At 63.9% G+C, this 16,018-nt stretch carries 13 protein-coding genes; 7 read left to right on the top strand and 6 right to left on the bottom strand.

The window, feature by feature from the left end; all coding sequences use genetic code 11:
• The first annotated feature begins 88 nt into the window (after window positions 1-88).
• Window positions 89-1,045: a LysR family transcriptional regulator gene (locus tag FB597_RS06030; RefSeq protein ID WP_144768639.1), complete on the top strand. Its 957-nt coding sequence runs from the start codon at window positions 89-91 to the stop codon at window positions 1,043-1,045.
• A gap of 260 nt (window positions 1,046-1,305) precedes the next feature.
• On the opposite strand, the gene FB597_RS06025 is transcribed toward FB597_RS06030, so the two are convergent.
• The gene (locus FB597_RS06025) at window positions 1,306-1,836 is read right to left on the bottom strand and encodes a GNAT family N-acetyltransferase (RefSeq protein WP_144768637.1); all 531 of its coding nucleotides are present in this window, start codon (window positions 1,834-1,836) and stop codon (window positions 1,306-1,308) included.
• 239 nt (window positions 1,837-2,075) lie between these two features.
• Between FB597_RS06025 and FB597_RS06020 the strand changes: the two genes are divergently transcribed.
• Complete coding sequence (locus FB597_RS06020) at window positions 2,076-2,834, top strand: SDR family NAD(P)-dependent oxidoreductase (RefSeq protein WP_186442743.1); 759 nt, start codon at window positions 2,076-2,078, stop codon at window positions 2,832-2,834.
• A gap of 11 nt (window positions 2,835-2,845) precedes the next feature.
• Here FB597_RS06020 and FB597_RS06015 read toward each other — a convergent pair whose 3' ends face one another.
• On the bottom strand, window positions 2,846-3,751 hold the full coding sequence (locus tag FB597_RS06015) for a LysR substrate-binding domain-containing protein (RefSeq protein ID WP_144768633.1): 906 nt from the start codon (window positions 3,749-3,751) through the stop codon (window positions 2,846-2,848).
• A gap of 259 nt (window positions 3,752-4,010) precedes the next feature.
• On the opposite strand from FB597_RS06015, the gene FB597_RS06010 reads away from it, so the two are divergent.
• Window positions 4,011-5,288 (top strand): ribulose-bisphosphate carboxylase large subunit family protein, encoded by a 1,278-nt coding sequence (locus FB597_RS06010; RefSeq protein ID WP_144768631.1) that lies wholly within the window; start codon window positions 4,011-4,013, stop codon window positions 5,286-5,288.
• Window positions 5,289-5,290: 2 nt separating this feature from the next.
• Window positions 5,291-6,700 carry a four-carbon acid sugar kinase family protein gene (locus FB597_RS06005; protein WP_144768629.1) on the top strand — a complete coding sequence of 470 codons (1,410 nt, stop codon included), beginning with the start codon at window positions 5,291-5,293 and terminating at the stop codon, window positions 6,698-6,700.
• A gap of 229 nt (window positions 6,701-6,929) precedes the next feature.
• Here the strand turns inward: FB597_RS06005 and FB597_RS06000 are convergent, their stop codons facing one another.
• The 4 genes from FB597_RS06000 to FB597_RS05985 all read right to left on the bottom strand — a co-directional run bounded on the left by FB597_RS06000 (window position 6,930) and on the right by FB597_RS05985 (window position 12,599).
• The gene (locus FB597_RS06000) at window positions 6,930-8,750 is read right to left on the bottom strand and encodes a TRAP transporter large permease subunit (RefSeq protein WP_221292241.1); all 1,821 of its coding nucleotides are present in this window, start codon (window positions 8,748-8,750) and stop codon (window positions 6,930-6,932) included.
• 71 nt (window positions 8,751-8,821) lie between these two features.
• Window positions 8,822-9,853, bottom strand: a complete 1,032-nt coding sequence (locus FB597_RS05995) for a TRAP transporter substrate-binding protein (protein ID WP_141914004.1) — start codon at window positions 9,851-9,853, stop codon at window positions 8,822-8,824.
• Between the two features lie 152 nt (window positions 9,854-10,005).
• Window positions 10,006-11,118, bottom strand: coding sequence for a zinc-binding dehydrogenase (locus FB597_RS05990; RefSeq protein WP_141914005.1), 1,113 nt, complete (start codon window positions 11,116-11,118; stop codon window positions 10,006-10,008).
• Window positions 11,119-11,153: 35 nt separating this feature from the next.
• Window positions 11,154-12,599, bottom strand: coding sequence for an aldehyde dehydrogenase family protein (locus FB597_RS05985; RefSeq protein ID WP_144768625.1), 1,446 nt, complete (start codon window positions 12,597-12,599; stop codon window positions 11,154-11,156).
• A 213-nt stretch (window positions 12,600-12,812) separates the two neighbouring features.
• On the opposite strand from FB597_RS05985, the gene FB597_RS05980 reads away from it, so the two are divergent.
• The 3 genes from FB597_RS05980 to FB597_RS05970 all read left to right on the top strand — a co-directional run bounded on the left by FB597_RS05980 (window position 12,813) and on the right by FB597_RS05970 (window position 16,018).
• Complete coding sequence (locus FB597_RS05980; RefSeq protein ID WP_221292208.1) at window positions 12,813-13,745, top strand: LysR substrate-binding domain-containing protein; 933 nt, start codon at window positions 12,813-12,815, stop codon at window positions 13,743-13,745.
• 159 nt (window positions 13,746-13,904) lie between these two features.
• Window positions 13,905-15,071, top strand: coding sequence for a CaiB/BaiF CoA-transferase family protein (locus FB597_RS05975; RefSeq protein WP_141914007.1), 1,167 nt, complete (start codon window positions 13,905-13,907; stop codon window positions 15,069-15,071).
• Entirely contained in the window at window positions 15,068-16,018 is a 951-nt protein-coding gene (locus tag FB597_RS05970; RefSeq protein WP_141914008.1) for a CoA ester lyase, read from the top strand. Before FB597_RS05975 ends, FB597_RS05970 begins: the two co-directional genes overlap by 4 nt.

The following is a 16,018-nucleotide window of genomic DNA, read 5'->3' as shown; positions in this document are numbered from 1 at the left end:
GTCTCCTTCAGTAGAGTTATTGAAACTTGCAATATTGGGCAAATCTGTTTAAAAAGTTAAATGCATTTAATTTAACGATTAATAAACAATGCGCATCAATATCGAGACCAGTGAAATTCAGGCGTTTGTCGCCGTGGCCCGGCAATCGAGCTTCAAGGCCGCGGCAGAAGGGCTTTTCATCTCCCAGCCCGCCCTCAGCAGGCGCATCGAGAACCTTGAACATGCGCTCCAGGAACGTCTGTTCAACAGGACGACGCGGCGCGTTTCCCTCACGCGCGCCGGCGAGATCTTCCTCACCCATGCCCTGGCGGTGCTGGAGGAACTCGACATTGCCATGAAGAACGTCGAGCAAGGAACGGTTCACAGGAGGGAGCACGTCACGGTCGCCTGCATTCCTTCGGTGGCCACCCGCGTCCTTCCGCGCGTATTGCGGAAATTCTCGCTGCAGCATCCCAACGTCAGGGTGAAAGTCATCGACGAAAGCGCCATCGACGTTCTCGAAAGCGTTCGCAAGGGGGAGTCCGACTTCGGCATCAACTTCATCGGCGCGCAGGAAGCGGACATCGAGTTTGAAGAAATCGCCAATGAACACTATCTGGCGGTGATGCCGGCGGATCATCCGCTTGCGCACCTGGGGTCGGTTTCGTGCGAAGCGCTCTGCGGCGAAAGGCTGGTCTCGGTCTCGTCAAGCAGCGGCAACCGCGGCGTCATCGATCGCGCCTTCGCCAGGATCCAGGAGCGGCCCGTCATCCAGTACGAAATCAACCATGTCTCCGGCGCCATCAGCCTCGTGGCGGCCGGCGTCGGCATCGCCTTGCTGCCGGAGCTTGCCATCACAGGCGCGCCCTATACCGGCATCGTTTCAAAGCGCCTTACCAGGCCCGTCATCACGCGCCCGTTGGGCCTGATCACCCGCAAGGGCGATGTGCTTCGGCCCGCCGCGGAACTCATGACCAAAGAAATGCGTGCCGCCATTTTAGCCAGCACCTCCAGGACAACCCGCAGCAGCAACAAAATCCAGGTCATACAGAAAGACGATGGCTGAATACCTGCTTGGCCCTTTGCCCCATGCCCCCTCAATTCAAGGTGTTGCGAGGCCGATTGAATCGGTTCGGTACGCCAGTCGCAAGTTTGGACAGCGGTTGTGTCGTTGCCGGATTGAGCAGGGCATGCGCCGGTATCGATCACCCACCCCACCTGCGCCGACACTTCGTACTGAGCGTTGATATTGCTGAGGAATTCGCTCCCGAGGCAGAAGAATAGCGCGCCGGTCGCAATGACAGGTCTTGCTCTTTTTATTTCTCGTCATTCTGTCGCATTGAATGCGTCATGGTAGGCAACCTCGCCGGTGGGCATGCCGCCATTCAACGCAAGCGCCTGGAAATATTCGGGGGGAACGCCCGGATAAAAAAGCCCCTCATGAACGCGGAACCCGAATCGTCCATAGTAATTGGGATCGCCAAGGACGACACACCCTTGCGCATTGCGTGCCTTGAGTTCGGACAGCGCCTCCCTCATCAGTGCGGAGCCGATGCCTTTTCCCTGGTGCCCAGGCAGGATGGAAATGGGGCCGAGACCGTACCAGCCGGCCACCCCGGCCACTCCCGCTACTCCAGCCGCAATGCTGACGGGCGAAATGGCGACATGGCCGACTATATTCCCATCGAGCTCGGCCACAAGGGAAATGGATAGCTGATTGCTTCTCCGCAAGGCATCGACAATCCAGTGCTCCGTGTGACTGGAATACGCCGCATGCCTGAATGCCGCTTCAGTGACATCCCGGATTGCGCCGATGTCGGAATGCTCTTCCGGGCGGATCTTGATTTCGTCTCTCATTGATTCTTCTCCTGGTTCAGGTGTTCCGGCCCGGATTTTCGCATTCCGCATTCCGCAGGAAAAGGACATTGGCCGCATTCAGGCGGCCGCCATGCCATTTCCGCCTGTGACTTTTGCTCACATTACCGGGATTTCATATCGTTTGCCCGCCGCATACCCGTCTCTTAAGATGCGGCGTAGACGTGATGGTTTCAGGCTGCGCGCGTCATTCATCAACCCAATACCTACCCAGAAAAAACATGGAGAACAATACCAAAGTCGCCATCGTTACCGGCAGCGCCAGCGGTATCGGCGAAGCATCCGCCCTCATGCTGGCCCAGCGCGGCTACCGCGTCGCCATTGCCGACCTGCGCGCAGATGCCGCCTTGGCAACTGCGCAACATTTCCAGGCGCAAGGCTTGCAAGCGATGGCCATGGCAATCGACGTGTCGGATGAAAACAGCGTGGCCAGGATGGCCGAGGCGGTCATCGGCAAGTGGGGGCGGATCGATGCGCTGGTCAACAGCGCCGGGCTGGAAAGCGCCAAACCTTTCCTCGACATCGCGCCTGCCGAATTCCGCAAGGTGATGGAAGTCAATACCACCGGAACCTGGTTGTGCTGCCAGGCGGTATTGCCGCACATGGTCAGGCAGGCTGGCGGCGCCATCGTCAACATCAGCTCGATTGCCGGCATCCGCGGCGGCGGCATGCTGGGCACGGCGGCCTATGCCACCTCAAAGGGCGCCGTCATCGCCATGACCAAATCGATCGCCCGCGAGTTCGCCAAGACCGGCGTACGCGCCAACGTGGTCGCGCCCGCTTTCACCCTGACCGATTTCGTGGCCCGCCAGCTGGAAACCAAGCCGGCTGGTTTCGTCGATACCATCATGGCGTCCACGCCCCTGGCGCGCGGCGCGCAGCCGCATGAAATCGCTGCGGTCGTGGCCTTCCTGGCGTCGGATGAATCGTCGTTCGTGACCGGCTCGGTCTACAACGCCGATGGCGGTTCGGCGATGTAAGCAAGCACGGTTCAGGCAGCGCCTTCGGCGGCGTCCAGTTCCTGCTTCAGCCACGCCACCAGCGCATCGGCCTGGTGGCGTCCGGCCATATGCGGCGCCACCCACAGCACCAGGTGATGCGGTCCCGGCACAAAACCGAACGGCGCCACCAGGGCGCCCGAACGCAGTTCGTCGCGCACCAGCATGCGCGGGACATTGGCCACGCCCAATCCGCATTTCGCCGCCTGGATCAGCAGGTAGAAATGCTCGAAGGCCTCCGCGATGACGGGCTGCACTCCGGCCTGGCCGGAAGCGTCGCACCACTCTTGCCAGGCCTGCGGGCGCGTCTTGGTGGCCAGCAGGCGCACCCGGGCCAAATCGGCCGGGATGCGCAGGCTGGATGAGCGCATGTATTCCGGCGTGCACACCGGCCCGATCCACTCCGGCACCAACTCGATGGGCACAATGTCGCGCGGCGGCTCGATGGTATTGATGCGGATCGCCACGCTCACGTTGTCGCGCGCGAAATCGACATGGCCATGGTTCATGTTGAAGCTGACCTTGATGTCCGGATAGCGATCGTGGAACTGCGCCAGCCGCGGCAGCAGCCAATACATCATGATGGACTCGGAACAGGAGAGGATCAACGGCCCCGGCTTGACCTGCTCCACGCTGGCCTGGATCAGGTTGAAGGCGCGCGACAGCCCTTCCGCGAGCCGCGCGCCCTCCGGGGTAGGTTCGGTCGAATGGGCGTTGCGCATGAGCAGCATGACGCCCAGCGTGTCTTCCAGCGAGCGGATATGCCGGCTCACCGCGCCATGCGTGACCGACAGCTCTTCGGCCGCCGCGCCGAAGCTGCGCAAGCGCGCGGTCGCTTCAAACGCGCGCAGCGCATTCAGGGACGGGCGGGGTATCCGCGTTGGCGCAACATATGCCATCTGGCATGTCTCCTCTGTTCTGCATGCCCGGGGGTGTCGTGCAGAGACGGTGGCACGGGCAATCCTGGTGTGGCCTGTCTTCGCTATTGTGAGTTTTTTGCAGGGCGTCCAGAAATCATATCGTTTGATGCTTTTGACGGTCAATCTTATATTCGACACTGGCCGCCCGGTGTGCGCCATCCCAACTCAAACGACAAGAGACGACCTTGCTGCGCCATACGACAACACCATACGGCGCTGCCAATAACCCGTAGCCGACATGCCAAACCAACCTTCTCCACGCAAAGAATTCACCGCCCGCTATTTCGTCGAAAGCACCGTCCCCATTCCGAAGGCGGCGGAAATCATCGCCGGCGAACAATCCAGCGGGACCTTTCTTTCCCTGCCCGGCGAAACCGAAGAGCTCAAGCAACGTTCGCGCGCCCGCGTCATCCATGTCGCCATGCTGCCGCCGGCCATGGAGCCGTCGCTGCGCAGCGCCCACGCCGAACGCAACGGCCATCAAGGCGTGTTCCATCGCGGCGAAGTAGAAATCGCCTTCCCGTGCGCCAATGTCGGCGCCAACCTGCCTTCGCTGCTGGCCACCGTCGCCGGCAACCTGTTCGAGCTGGGCGAGATCACCGGCCTGCGCATCCTCGACATCGACATGCCGGACGATTACGCCGCGCGCTTTCCCGGCCCCAGGTTCGGCATCGAAGGCACACGCGCATTCGCCGGGGTGCATGGCCGCCCCATCGTCGGCACCATCATCAAGCCGAGCATCGGCCTGTCGCCTGAACAAACGGCGGAAATGGTCGATGCGCTGTGCGCGGCCGGCATCGACTTCATCAAGGACGACGAACTGCTGGCCGATCCCGACTACGCCAGCTTCGACGCCCGCCTGCAAGCCGTCATGCCGGTGCTCAAGCGCCATGCCGACCGCCTGGGACGCATGCCCATGTATGCCATCAATATTTCAGGCAGCATCGAAGAGCTGCGCCAGCGCCATGACGCCGTGCTGGCTGCCGGCGGCACCTGCGTGATGGTCAGCGCCAACTGGGTCGGCTTTGCCGGGGTAGAGCATCTGCGCCGCCACACGCAGTTGCCGATCCACGGCCACCGCAATGGCTGGGGCGCGTTCACGCGCTTTCCCCATCTCGGTTTCTCGTTCACCGCCTACCAGAAGCTGTGGCGCCTGGCAGGGGTGGACCATCTGCACGTCAACGGCCTGCGCGGAAAATTCTGGGAACCGGACGATTCCGTGATCGCTTCGGCCAGGCAGTGCCTGGCCGGTTTCGCCGGCACCCGGCCGCTGATGCCGGTGTTCTCTTCCGGGCAATGGGCCGGACAAGCGCCCGACCTGTACCGCCTGCTGCAATCCACCGACCTGATGCACCTGGCCGGCGGCGGCATCATCGGGCATCCGCAAGGCATCGCAGCGGGCGTGGCCAGCATGAAGGAAGGATGGGAGGCGGCAGTGTCGGGCGTCTCGCTGGAACAATATGCCCAGACCCGTCCGGCGCTGAAGGCGGCACTGGCTTATTTCAACAAGGACTGAGCATGCGCGGCAACGGACAATCCCCGACCTTGCGCCTGGCATTCTATGGCGACGATTTCACCGGCTCGACCGATGCGCTCGAAGTGCTTGCCTTCTCCGGACTGCGTTGCGCGCTCTTTCTGAAAGCGCCCACGCCGGCCATGCTGGAGCGGCTGGGCGGCTTCGACGCCATCGGCGTGGCCGGCGACAGCCGCGGCATGTCGCCGGCGGAAATGGATGTCGCCCTGCCGCCGGTGTTCCAGGCGCTGCATGCCCTGGATGCGCCCATCGTGCATTACAAGGTGTGCTCGACCTTCGACAGTTCGCCGGCCATCGGCAGCATCGGCCGGGTCATGGAGATCGCGCGCGCCCAGATCGGCGCCGATGCGATTCCCATCGTTGCCGGCACGCCGGCGCTGCAGCGCTATTGCCTGTTCGGGAACCTGTTTGCGCGTTCTGGCACCGACGGCCGGGTCTACCGTATCGACCGTCATCCCATCATGCGCCGCCACCCCGTCACGCCGATGGATGAAGGCGACCTGGCCGCGCACCTGGGCCGGCAAACCGCACTGCCGATCGGCAATTTCCACCTGCCCTTGTTCGAACTTGCGCCGCAGGCGCGCGAACAGGAACTGGATGCGCAGTTTGCCGACGCCGCCGCCGTGCTGCTCGATACCGCCAGCAGCGATCACCTGACCGAGCTCGGACGGCTGCTGGAGCGTGAAGCGCAATTGCGCCGGGCATCGCGCAAAACGCTCTTCGCCGTCGGCTCTTCAGGCCTGGAATATGCGCTGACCCAATGGTGGCAATCGCAAGGCCGCTTGCCGCAAGCCAGCCGCAGTTACCGGCATGTGGATGGCGCCGCCTGCATCCTGGCCGTCTCAGGCAGCGCCTCGCCGCTCAGCGCGCAGCAGGTCGATGCCGCCATCGATGCCGGCTTTGAAGAGATCGCCGTCGACGCGACCGCACTGGTCGGCGACGACACCTGGCAAGACGCGCAGGCGACGATGGCGCGACGGGCCGTCGCCGCGTTGCACGCCGGGCGCAGCGTCATCATCCATACCGCGCGCGGCCCCGGGGATGCGCGCATCGATGCCATGATCGCCAGCCTGGCGCAGCGCGGCATGGACCGCGAACAGGCGCGCCATCAGGGCGGACGCCTGCTGGGCCAGCGCCTGGGCCTGCTCACGCAAGCCATCCTCAAGGCGGCGCCGCTGCAGCGCCTGATCCTCTCCGGCGGCGATACGTCCAGCCAGATCACGCAGGTGCTGGGGCCGGACGCGCTGGAAATCTCGGCCAAGCTGGCGCCGGGCGCCCCATTGTGCCAAGTCATCTCCGACAAGGAAGAACTGCGCGGATTGGAAATTTCCCTGAAAGGCGGCCAGATGGGCAATGCCGATTTCTTCGTCACGGCATTGCGCGGCAACCTTTGAAGCGTCGTCGTCGCCGCCTCTTCCCTATCCATTTTCCCGCCTCCGCTGATACCCGTCCGGCCCAGTCCGGCGGGTATCGCTTTGTCGTGCCGATTCCCCAGCCGATTCCCCGCTGATTCCCCGCTGATTCCCGCGCTGTTTTCTCCGCCGGTCCGTCGCACATAAAAAAAGGCGGCAACCGGAGTTGCCGCCAAATCCACATACCAAGCTGCGGAATGTGTTTCCGATATCAGAGGAACCCGATCGAGATCCACGGGATGGCCGCGACCACGATGATGCCGATCAGCAGCGCGACCATGTAGCCGATGATCGGTTTGATGCCGGCATCGGGATGGGTCTTGCTGACCGCGCAGGCGCCGTAGTAGCCGACGCCGAACGGCGGCGAGAACAGGCCCAGGCCCATCGACAGGATCACCACCATCGCATATTGCACCTCATGGATGCCCACCTCGCGGGCGATCGGGAACATCAGCGGCCCGAACAGCACGATGGCGGGAATCCCCTCCAGCACGCTGCCCAGCACCACGAACAGCACGATCGACATGGCCATGAAACCGATCGCCCCGCCCGGCAGGTTCTCCATGAACAGCGCCAGGTTGTGCGAAAAGCCGGACTGGGTCAGCGACCATGCCATCGCCGTGGCGGTGCCGATGATGATGAGGATGGCGCCGGACAGGGCCGCCGTTTCCACCAGCATCGGCCCGATGCGTTTCCAGTTGAAGGTGCGGTACAGCAGCAGGCCGGCAACGACGGCATACACGATGCCCACCGTCGACACTTCGGTGGCGGTGGCCACGCCTTCGACCACCGCCACCCGGATCACGACCGGCAGCGCCAGCGCCGGAATGGCCACCAGCAAGGTGCTGCCGACTTCGCGGCCCGAGGCCCGCGCCGCCGACGGCGTCGTCTTGCGGGCGCGCCACCAGACCAGGACGCACAAGGCCAGACCCAGCACCAGGCCCGGCAGCAGGCCGCCGGTAAACAGCGCCGAGATCGATACGCCGGTGACCGAACCGATGGTAATCAACACAATGCTCGGCGGCACCGTCTCGGTCTGGGCGCCGGTGGCCGACAGCAATGCCACCAGCTCGCCCGGCTTCTCCCCGCGCTTGGTCATCTCTGGAAACAGGATCGGCGCCACCGCCGCCATGTCCGCCGCTTTCGACCCCGAAATGCCGGAAATCAGGTACATCGCGCCCACCAGCACATACGACAAGCCGCCCCGGACATGCCCCAGCAACGAGGCCAGGAAATTGATCATCGCCTTGGCCATGCCGGTCATCTCGATGAGCAAGCCGAGGAAAACGAACATCGGCACCGCCAGCAACAGCAGCTGCGACATGCCCTCGTCCATCCGGCTGACCACGATTTCCAGCGGCATCGTGGTCGACAGCGACAAATAGGAAAACGTCGCCAGGCCGAACGAGAAGGCGATCGGCATGCCGCTGAGCACCGTGAAGCCGACCACGCCGACGAAGAAGATCAGCAAGTTGAGGTTGCCCAGGTCCTTGAGCAGCGGGCCGCTGAACTCCAGCGCGAACACCGCCAGCGCCACCATGCAGATGCCGCCGAGCATCTGCTTCCAGCCGATCGCCAGCAGGCGGACGATGCACATGGCCAGCATGCAAAGCACCGCATACATGATGCCGGCCACGCGCCAGCCATCGTTGAACTCCAGCGCCGGCGTCACCAATCCCCATTGCTGGCTGATGAAGGCCCATGCCGGCGCCAGGATCAGGCCGAGGAACAGCATGCTGGACATCAGGGCGACGTTGTCCCAGATCTTGCCCCACTCTTTTCCCGCACGGTTGACGATGGCCGTCATCCGCATGTGCGCACCGCGATGCAAGGCGGTGGCCGCGCCGGTCATCGCCAGCCAGAGAAACAGTATCGCCGCCAGCTCATCGCCCCAGGACAAGGGGTTGTGAAAGGCATACCGCATCACCACGCCGGAAAACAGCAGCACGATCTCCGCCAGCACCAGCAGCGCGGCCGGCACGGCCACCATCAGCCCCAGCGCATGGTCGATGCGCTTGAGCCAGCCGGGCATGGAATGCGGCGGCCCGGCAACCGCTGCCTCGCCGCCGCGCGCCGCGGCGAACTCTTCAGCGATGGCCGGAGTCATGCCAGCTTCCCTGTGACTTTTTCGAGCAGCGACCATTCTTCATCGCCGAAGGTCTTTTGCATCTCGGCATAGAAACCGCCCTTCTTGAGCACATCGCGGAAGGCATCGATGTTGGGCCGGTTGAAGACCAGGCCTTTCGCCTCCAGGTCCTTTTGCAGCGAAGCGTTCAGCCTGGCGACATCTTCGCGCTGCTTCATCGCATGGGCATTGAGATGCCTGGACACCACGTCGCGCACGCTGGAGGGCAACTTCTGCCAGGCGTTGCGGTTGCCCAGGAACCAGAAGCCATCCCACATGTGGCTGGTCATCGAGCAATACTTCTGGACTTCGAACAGCTTGGCCGAATCGATCACCGCCAGTGCATTCTCCTGGCCTTCCACCACCCGGGTCTGCAGCGATGAATACACTTCATTGAAGCTGATCGAAGTGGGCGCCGCCGACAGGGCCCGGAACAAGGAAATCCATACGCGTCCCGGCGGAACGCGGATCTTCATGCCTTTCAGGTCGCCCGGCGTGGCGATCGGCTTGACGCTGCTGGTGATCTGGCGGAAGCCGTTGTCCCAGATCTTGTCCTGCACTTCCAGTCCCGCCTTGTTGATCAGGCCGCGCAGGTGTGCGCCCAGTTCGCCGTCCAGCGCCGAGAACACTTGGTTGTAATCCTTGAAGGCAAAGCCGACGCCCGAAATCGCCGTCTTCGGCACCAGCGCCGACAGTGCGTTCACCCCGGACAAGGTGAAGAACTCCAGCGCGCCTGCGCGCAACTGGGCGAACATGTCGGGATCGCCGCCCAGCTGGTTGTTGGGGAACAGGCGGATTTCCATGCGGCCGTCGGTTTCCTTCCTGATGGCATCGGCCGCTTCCTGGATACGCGTATTGAGCGGGTGCGAAGCCGGCAAGTCGGTACCGACCTTGTAGGTGAACTCGGCCGCATGTGCACGGCGAATCCAGGGTGCGCCCATCACGCCGGATGCGGCCAATGCGACGGAACCTGCCCCGGTGATGAGGAATTTGCGGCGATCGAAAGTCATTGCTATCTCCTTGATGTAATTGCCGACCGTTGTCGGCGTTTATGTGCCTGGCGACGGCAAGGCGGTACCCTGCCGCAGCATCGGCTGTCTCCCTACCCTTGGTATGCGTTGGATCTCTGCCTGGTTCTCTATCGCGGCGCTGCCGGCATCGCTCAGTCGACGGCGATCACGGGCTTGATCTCCTCAAAATTCTTCATGCGCTCCAGCGCCAGGTTGACCTCATCGAGCTTGTAGCGGCCGGTGATCATTTTCTGGAACGGGAAATCGTCCTGGTGCTTTTCCAGGAACTGCAGGGCCAGCGAATAGCTGCGCGCATCGCCCGAGAACGAGCCGATCACCTGCAGGTTCTTCTTGACGATCATTGACGGCTGCATCGTGGTGGCGCCTTCGCCCAACTGGCCGACCACCAGGTAACGGCCGCCCTTGCGGGCCAGCGCCAGGCCTTCATTGAAGGCCGATGGCGCGCCGGTGAACTCCATGACGATGTCGGCGCCCCGCCCTTCGGTGTGCTGCAGCACCAGGTCCAGGCGTTCCTGCGGGGTCGTGCCTTCCACCGGGATGCAGACATCCGCGCCGAACTGGCGCGCCATCTCCAGGCGCGGCGCCGGCGAACCGACCACGATGATCTTGCGGGCGCCGCGGACGCGGGCATTGGCCGTCGCCAGCAGGCCCAGCGGGCCGGCGCCCTGGATCAGCACGGTCTCGGTCGGCTCGATCTCGCCCAGTTGCGAGAAGGCGTTCATCACCGAACGCAGCGCGCAGCTCGACAGGCTGGCCAGCTCATTGGGAACCGAGTCAGGCACGCGCAAGCGGCCGGACTGCGGCAGCACGTAACCGTATTGGGAAAACCCGCCCAGCAAGTAAGGCGACTGCTCGATGTTTTCATACATGTAGGCGCGGCGGTTGATGCATAGCGTCGGCTTGCGCGCAGTGGTGCAGAAATAGCAGCCGCCGCAGGAAGTATGGGTATAGACCACCCGGTCGCCGACCTTCAGCGGCGTGCCGACCGAGTCGGTCTCCACGCCCTTGCCGGCGCGGATCACCCGGCCCACCATTTCATGGCCGATGATCACGGGCAGGTTCACCTTCAGCGACAGGGAGCCCTGCCACAAATGGATATCGGTGCCGCAGATCGAACACATCTCGATCTTGACCATGGCGGCATTGGGTTCGAGCTCGCGCGGCACAGGCACTTCTTCGATCTTCAGCGGCGCCTTGAATTCGCGCAGCACGGCCGCGCGGGAAAACTCGGGAATGGGTGTCATGCAGTCTGTCTCCTGATGGGATGGCGTTGTTCTGTTCAACCGTGGCGCAGCACGATGGTCTTGGCGACGGTGTATTCCTTGAGCGCTTCCAGGCCCTTTTCGCGGCCGTGCCCGCTGCGCTTGACGCCGCCGAACGGCAGTTCGATGCCGCCGCCGGCGCCGTAGTTGTTGATGAATACCTGGCCGACGCGCAGCTTCTTGGCCACGCGCATCTGGCGCGCGCCGTTCTCGGTCCACAGGCCTGCCACCAGGCCGTATTCGGTGCCGTTGGCGATGGCAATCGCCTCGGCCTCGTCCTCGAACGGAATGGCAGCCAGCACCGGCCCGAACACTTCGTCCTGGGCCAGTTCATGGGTGGTCGGCACCGGGCCGAACAAGGTCGGCGGCACGAAGTAACCCGTCTTCACTACGCTGGCATCCATGCCCCCTTGCGCCAGCACCTTGATGCCGTCTTTCCGCGCGCGGTCGATGAACCCCTTGACCTTGTCGGCCTGGGTGGCGTTGATGACCGGGCCGCATTGCAAGTCGGCCGCCGGCGCGCCGACGCGGATGGCGGCCATCTTTTCGGCCAGCAGCGCCGAGAAGCGGTCGTAGATAGAACGCTGGATCAGCACGCGGCTGCCGGCCGAGCAGGTCTGCCCGGCATTCTGGGTGATGACGCCGACAATCGTCCTGGCGGCCAGTTCTGCATCGGCATCGTCGAAGACGATCTGCGGCGATTTCCCGCCCAGCTCCAGCACGCATGGCACATGGTTCTTCGCCGCCGCGGTCTGGATCAGCGTGCCCACCTCCGGCGAGCCGGTGAAGGACAGGAAATCCACATCCGGATGGTTCGACAAGGCCGCGCCGGCCTCTTCGCCCAGGCCGGTGACGAGGTTGAGCACGCCCGCCGGCAAGCCGGCCTGCGCGGCCAGTTGCGTCAGGCGGATGCAGCTCATGCTGGCGTCTTCGGCCGGCTTGAGAATGGCGGTGTTGCCGGTCGCCAGCGCCGGGCCCAGCGTGCGGCCGAACATCGACGCCGGGTAGTTCCACGGGATGATCAATCCCACCACGCCGCGCGCTTCGCGCTGGACGGTCACCTGGAAACCGTCGAGGAACGGCAGCACGTCGCCTAGTATCTTGTCGCAGGCGCCGGCATAAAACTCGAAGTAGCGTGCCGTGGCCTTGATATCGGTGCGGGCCTGGCTGATCGGCTTGCCGGTGTCGCGCGCCTCAAGCTGCGCCAGGTCTTCTTCGTTGTCCAGGATCAGTTGCGACAGCCGGGCCAGGATACGGCCGCGCTCGAAGCCTGCCATGCTGCCCCAGGCGCCTGCCAGCGCGCGGCGCGCGGCCTGCACTGCGCGCTCGACTTCGTCCTTGGCGCCGCGCGCAATCGCAGTGAACACTTCACCGTCGGAAGGGTTGCGCACGTCGATGGACGCCCCCGATGCTGCGGCGCTCCAGGCGCCGTTGATAAAGATGGTCTGGGCTTGTGCAGCCATGGTGATGCCTCCTGATGTCTCGATCGTTGTAGTGGTGTTGCGGCGGTATTGGCCATCGTTGCAAGGCGGGGCCTTGCTCCGGTGCTGGAAAAAAGTATAGGGAGTTAAAAGCCCGCGCTACAAATACGAATTGCCAATAGAGGATATAATCCACGCCTATACCAACCATAAAAACACCGCTTTTCCATCGTTTCTCCATGTGTGGCGCCCGCCATGGAACCTGTAGGAGACAAGTTCGTGGACGTACGACAATTGCGTTACTTCGTGGCCGTCGTCGAAGCCGGCAGCCTTTCCAAGGCCGCGCTGAAGCTGGCCATTTCGCAACCCTCGCTGAGCCAGCAGATCGTCGAAATGGAAGGCGACATGGGTCTTCCATTGCTGTTGCGCAGCTGGTCCGGCGTGCGGCCGACCGAGGCCGGACTGTCAATGTACCGGCATGCAAAAACCATCCTCGGCCAGGTCGAACAGATGCGCGCCGAAGTACGCCGCGGCGAGTACGAACTCTCCGGCCCGGTCGCCATCGGCCTGCCCACCAGCGTCGCCACTGTCATCGCCGTGCCGCTGTTCGACCGCATGCGCAGCAGGTATCCCGGCATCGAACTGCAGATCATCGAGAGCATGAGCGGCAGCCTCTCCGAACTGCTGGCCAACGGCCGGCTGGACATGGCCATCCTGTTCCGCGAGACCGAGACGCGCGGCATCAGCGTCATCCCGCTGTTCAACGAACTGCTCTCCGTGCACGGCGCGGCCTGGATCGGCGATCCAATGGCGCGGTCGCTGCCGCTGTCGATGCTGTCCGGCGTGCCGCTGGTCCTGCCGGGCAAATCCAACGGCTTGCGCCTGCTGGTGGAACGCACGTTTGCCGCCGAACGGCTGGAGCTCAACGTCGTCGCCGATATCGACTCCCTGCCCACCATGCTCTCGCTGGCCCGCCGCGGCAGCGTCGCCACGATCCTGTCCGGCTTCATCACCATCGGCAGCCACGGCGAACTGCCGGCGCGCTATCTGGTGGAGCCGACGCTGGAGCGCTCGGTCGCGCTGTGCCGCCTCAATTCCGTCCCGCAGACCGCCGCATCGCGCGCGGTGCAGGACTGCATCCAGGCGATCGTGGCCGACCTGGCGCCGTCGCTGAAGGTAACGCCCTAATCTCCCTGGCCGGCTGCAGGCATCCACCACATTGGTTTTGGCTATACCCCCTAGTCAAAAAGAGTATTTCCCGGGGTCTCCTTTTGCGGGCTAAGATTTTTCATCGGCACGACATTCGCCTCGTTACAACGAAAAATCCAACCGTCCTGGAGACCAGACATGCCACTTCCTCTTTCCGGCGTCACCGTGGTGACGCTTGAACAAGCCATTGCCGCACCGATCGCCTCGCGCCACCTGGCCGACTGGGGCGCGCGGGTGATCAAGATCGAGCGTCCGGGCCGGGGCGACTTTTGCCGCGACTACGACACCGCCATGAACGGCATGTCCAGTCAGTTCGTCTGGACCAACCGCTCCAAGGAAAGCCTGGCGCTCGACATCAAGAGCCCCGAGGGCAAGCAGGTCCTCGACGCGCTGCTGCCCAAGGCCGATGTGTTCCTGCAAAACCTGGCGCCGGGCGCCGCCGCCAAACTCGGGCTCGACGCGCGCACGCTGGTCAAGCGCTTTCCGGCGCTGATCGCCTGCGACGTTTCCGGCTACGGCAGCGGCGGCCCGTACGGCAAGAAAAAAGCCTATGACCTGCTGGTGCAGTGCGAATCGGGCTTCCTCGCCATCAACGGCACCGAAGAGCAACCGGCCAAATGCGGGCTGGCCATTGCCGATACCGCCACCGGCATGTATGCCCTCAACGGTATCCTCATGGCGCTCTATCATCGCGAACGCACCGGCCAGGGCACCGCCTTCGAAGTCTCGCTGTTCGATTCCATGGCCGAATGGATGAGCTACCCGGCCTTCTACACCAGCGGCACCGGCGCACCGCTCAAGCGCACCGGCATGCGCCACGCCACGATTGCTCCTTACGGCCCGTTCCGCGCCGGCGACGGCCGCAGCATCTTCTTCGGCATCCAGAACGCCCGCGAATGGGAGTCGTTCTGCCAGACGGTGCTGGAAGACCCGTCCGTCGGCACCGATGCCCGCTTTGCCACCAATCCGCAGCGGCTGGTCAACCGCGATGCGCTCGAACAGCTCATCGAAGAACGCTTCGCCCGCTGGAGCAGCGACGAGCTGCTCGCCAGGCTGGACCAGGCCGCCATTGCCAACGCGCGCATGAACACGGTGGAAGAATTCACGCGGCATCCGCAATTGCATGCCCGCAAGCGCACCCGCGAAGTGGACTCGCCCCACGGCCCGCAAACCATGTTCCTGCCCGCCATCACGATCGACGGCCTGGAACCGGCCATGCATCCGGTTCCTGCCGTGGGCCAGCACAACGACGCCATCCTGGGCGAGCTCGGCCTGCAACATTTGCGCCAGCGGAGCGCCGCATGACTCCGGCCAGCTCCGGGCAAACCGTACGCATCGTGCGCACCTTCCTTGCCGTGCCGGCCCATCGGCGACGGCTGGTGGAGTCGGCGGCCCGCTCGCAGGCCGATGCCGTCTTCCTCGACCTGGAAGACGCGGTTCCCGAGTCCGAAAAACAGCAGGCGCTGGACGACGCCTTGCTGGCGCTGCAGGAACTCGACTGGAGCGGCAAGCATGTGGCCGTACGCGTCAATGCCTTTGGCAGCCGTTTCCTGCAAGCCGAAATCGAGACGCTGGCCAAGAAGGCCTCCCGGCTCGACGCCATCATCATCCCCAAGGCCGAACGCTGCGGCGACATCGCCGCCATTGCCGGCTGGCTGGATGCATCCGAAACGGCGCGCGCCCAACCGCTCCAACTGGAACTGCTCATCGAAACCGCGCTCGGCCTGGTGCAAGTCGATGCGCTGGCGCAAAGCCATGCGCGGGTTTCGGCGCTGCACCTTGGCGTCGGCGATTTCGCCGCTTCCATCGGCGCCCGCAGCACGGAGATCGGCAGTTCGCCGGACGGCTACCGGCAAACCGTTGCTGCCGCGGGCAACTACCTGAGCGCGCCGCTCGACCTGTTCGCCTATCCGATGATGCGGCTCCTGGTCGCAGCCCGCGCATTCAACCTGCGCGCCGTCGACGGCCCATGCGGCGCGTACCGGGATGCCACGCTCACCCAGGCCTGGGCCGAGAAAGCGGCGGCGATGGGCTTCGATGGAAAACAGGTCATCCACCCATCGCAAATCGCAGCCACGCGCGATGCGTTCATTCCGGACGCTGCGCAACAGGCATTCGCGCAGCGCGTCGTCGCGGCCATGGAGGATGCCGAACGCAACGGCAAGGGCGCGGTGTCGGTCGACGGCAAGATGGTCGACTACGCCAACGTCCGCATGGCGCAACGCATCCTGCGCCTCGCCGGCCACTCCTGA

Source organism: Herbaspirillum sp. SJZ099, from assembly GCF_007828355.1.
Lineage (GTDB): Bacteria > Pseudomonadota > Gammaproteobacteria > Burkholderiales > Burkholderiaceae_D > Herbaspirillum.
Note: the sequence above shows the minus strand (reverse complement) of the source record. Positions and strands in the feature narration are given on the sequence as shown.

What these genes read in the sequence shown, in the direction of transcription:
- FB597_RS06030 (WP_144768639.1), top strand. Translation starts at nt 89, where the DNA reads ATGCGCATCAATATCGAGACCAGTGAAATTCAGGCGTTTGTCGCCGTG.
- FB597_RS06025 (WP_144768637.1), bottom strand. Translation starts at nt 1,836, where the DNA reads ATGAGAGACGAAATCAAGATCCGCCCGGAAGAGCATTCCGACATCGGC.
- FB597_RS06020 (WP_186442743.1), top strand. Translation starts at nt 2,076, where the DNA reads ATGGAGAACAATACCAAAGTCGCCATCGTTACCGGCAGCGCCAGCGGT.
- FB597_RS06015 (WP_144768633.1), bottom strand. Translation starts at nt 3,751, where the DNA reads ATGGCATATGTTGCGCCAACGCGGATACCCCGCCCGTCCCTGAATGCG.
- FB597_RS06010 (WP_144768631.1), top strand. Translation starts at nt 4,011, where the DNA reads ATGCCAAACCAACCTTCTCCACGCAAAGAATTCACCGCCCGCTATTTC.
- FB597_RS06005 (WP_144768629.1), top strand. Translation starts at nt 5,291, where the DNA reads ATGCGCGGCAACGGACAATCCCCGACCTTGCGCCTGGCATTCTATGGC.
- FB597_RS06000 (WP_221292241.1), bottom strand. Translation starts at nt 8,750, where the DNA reads ATGCCCGGCTGGCTCAAGCGCATCGACCATGCGCTGGGGCTGATGGTG.
- FB597_RS05995 (WP_141914004.1), bottom strand. Translation starts at nt 9,853, where the DNA reads ATGACTTTCGATCGCCGCAAATTCCTCATCACCGGGGCAGGTTCCGTC.
- FB597_RS05990 (WP_141914005.1), bottom strand. Translation starts at nt 11,118, where the DNA reads ATGACACCCATTCCCGAGTTTTCCCGCGCGGCCGTGCTGCGCGAATTC.
- FB597_RS05985 (WP_144768625.1), bottom strand. Translation starts at nt 12,599, where the DNA reads ATGGCTGCACAAGCCCAGACCATCTTTATCAACGGCGCCTGGAGCGCC.
- FB597_RS05980 (WP_221292208.1), top strand. Translation starts at nt 12,813, where the DNA reads ATGGAACCTGTAGGAGACAAGTTCGTGGACGTACGACAATTGCGTTAC.
- FB597_RS05975 (WP_141914007.1), top strand. Translation starts at nt 13,905, where the DNA reads ATGCCACTTCCTCTTTCCGGCGTCACCGTGGTGACGCTTGAACAAGCC.
- FB597_RS05970 (WP_141914008.1), top strand. Translation starts at nt 15,068, where the DNA reads ATGACTCCGGCCAGCTCCGGGCAAACCGTACGCATCGTGCGCACCTTC.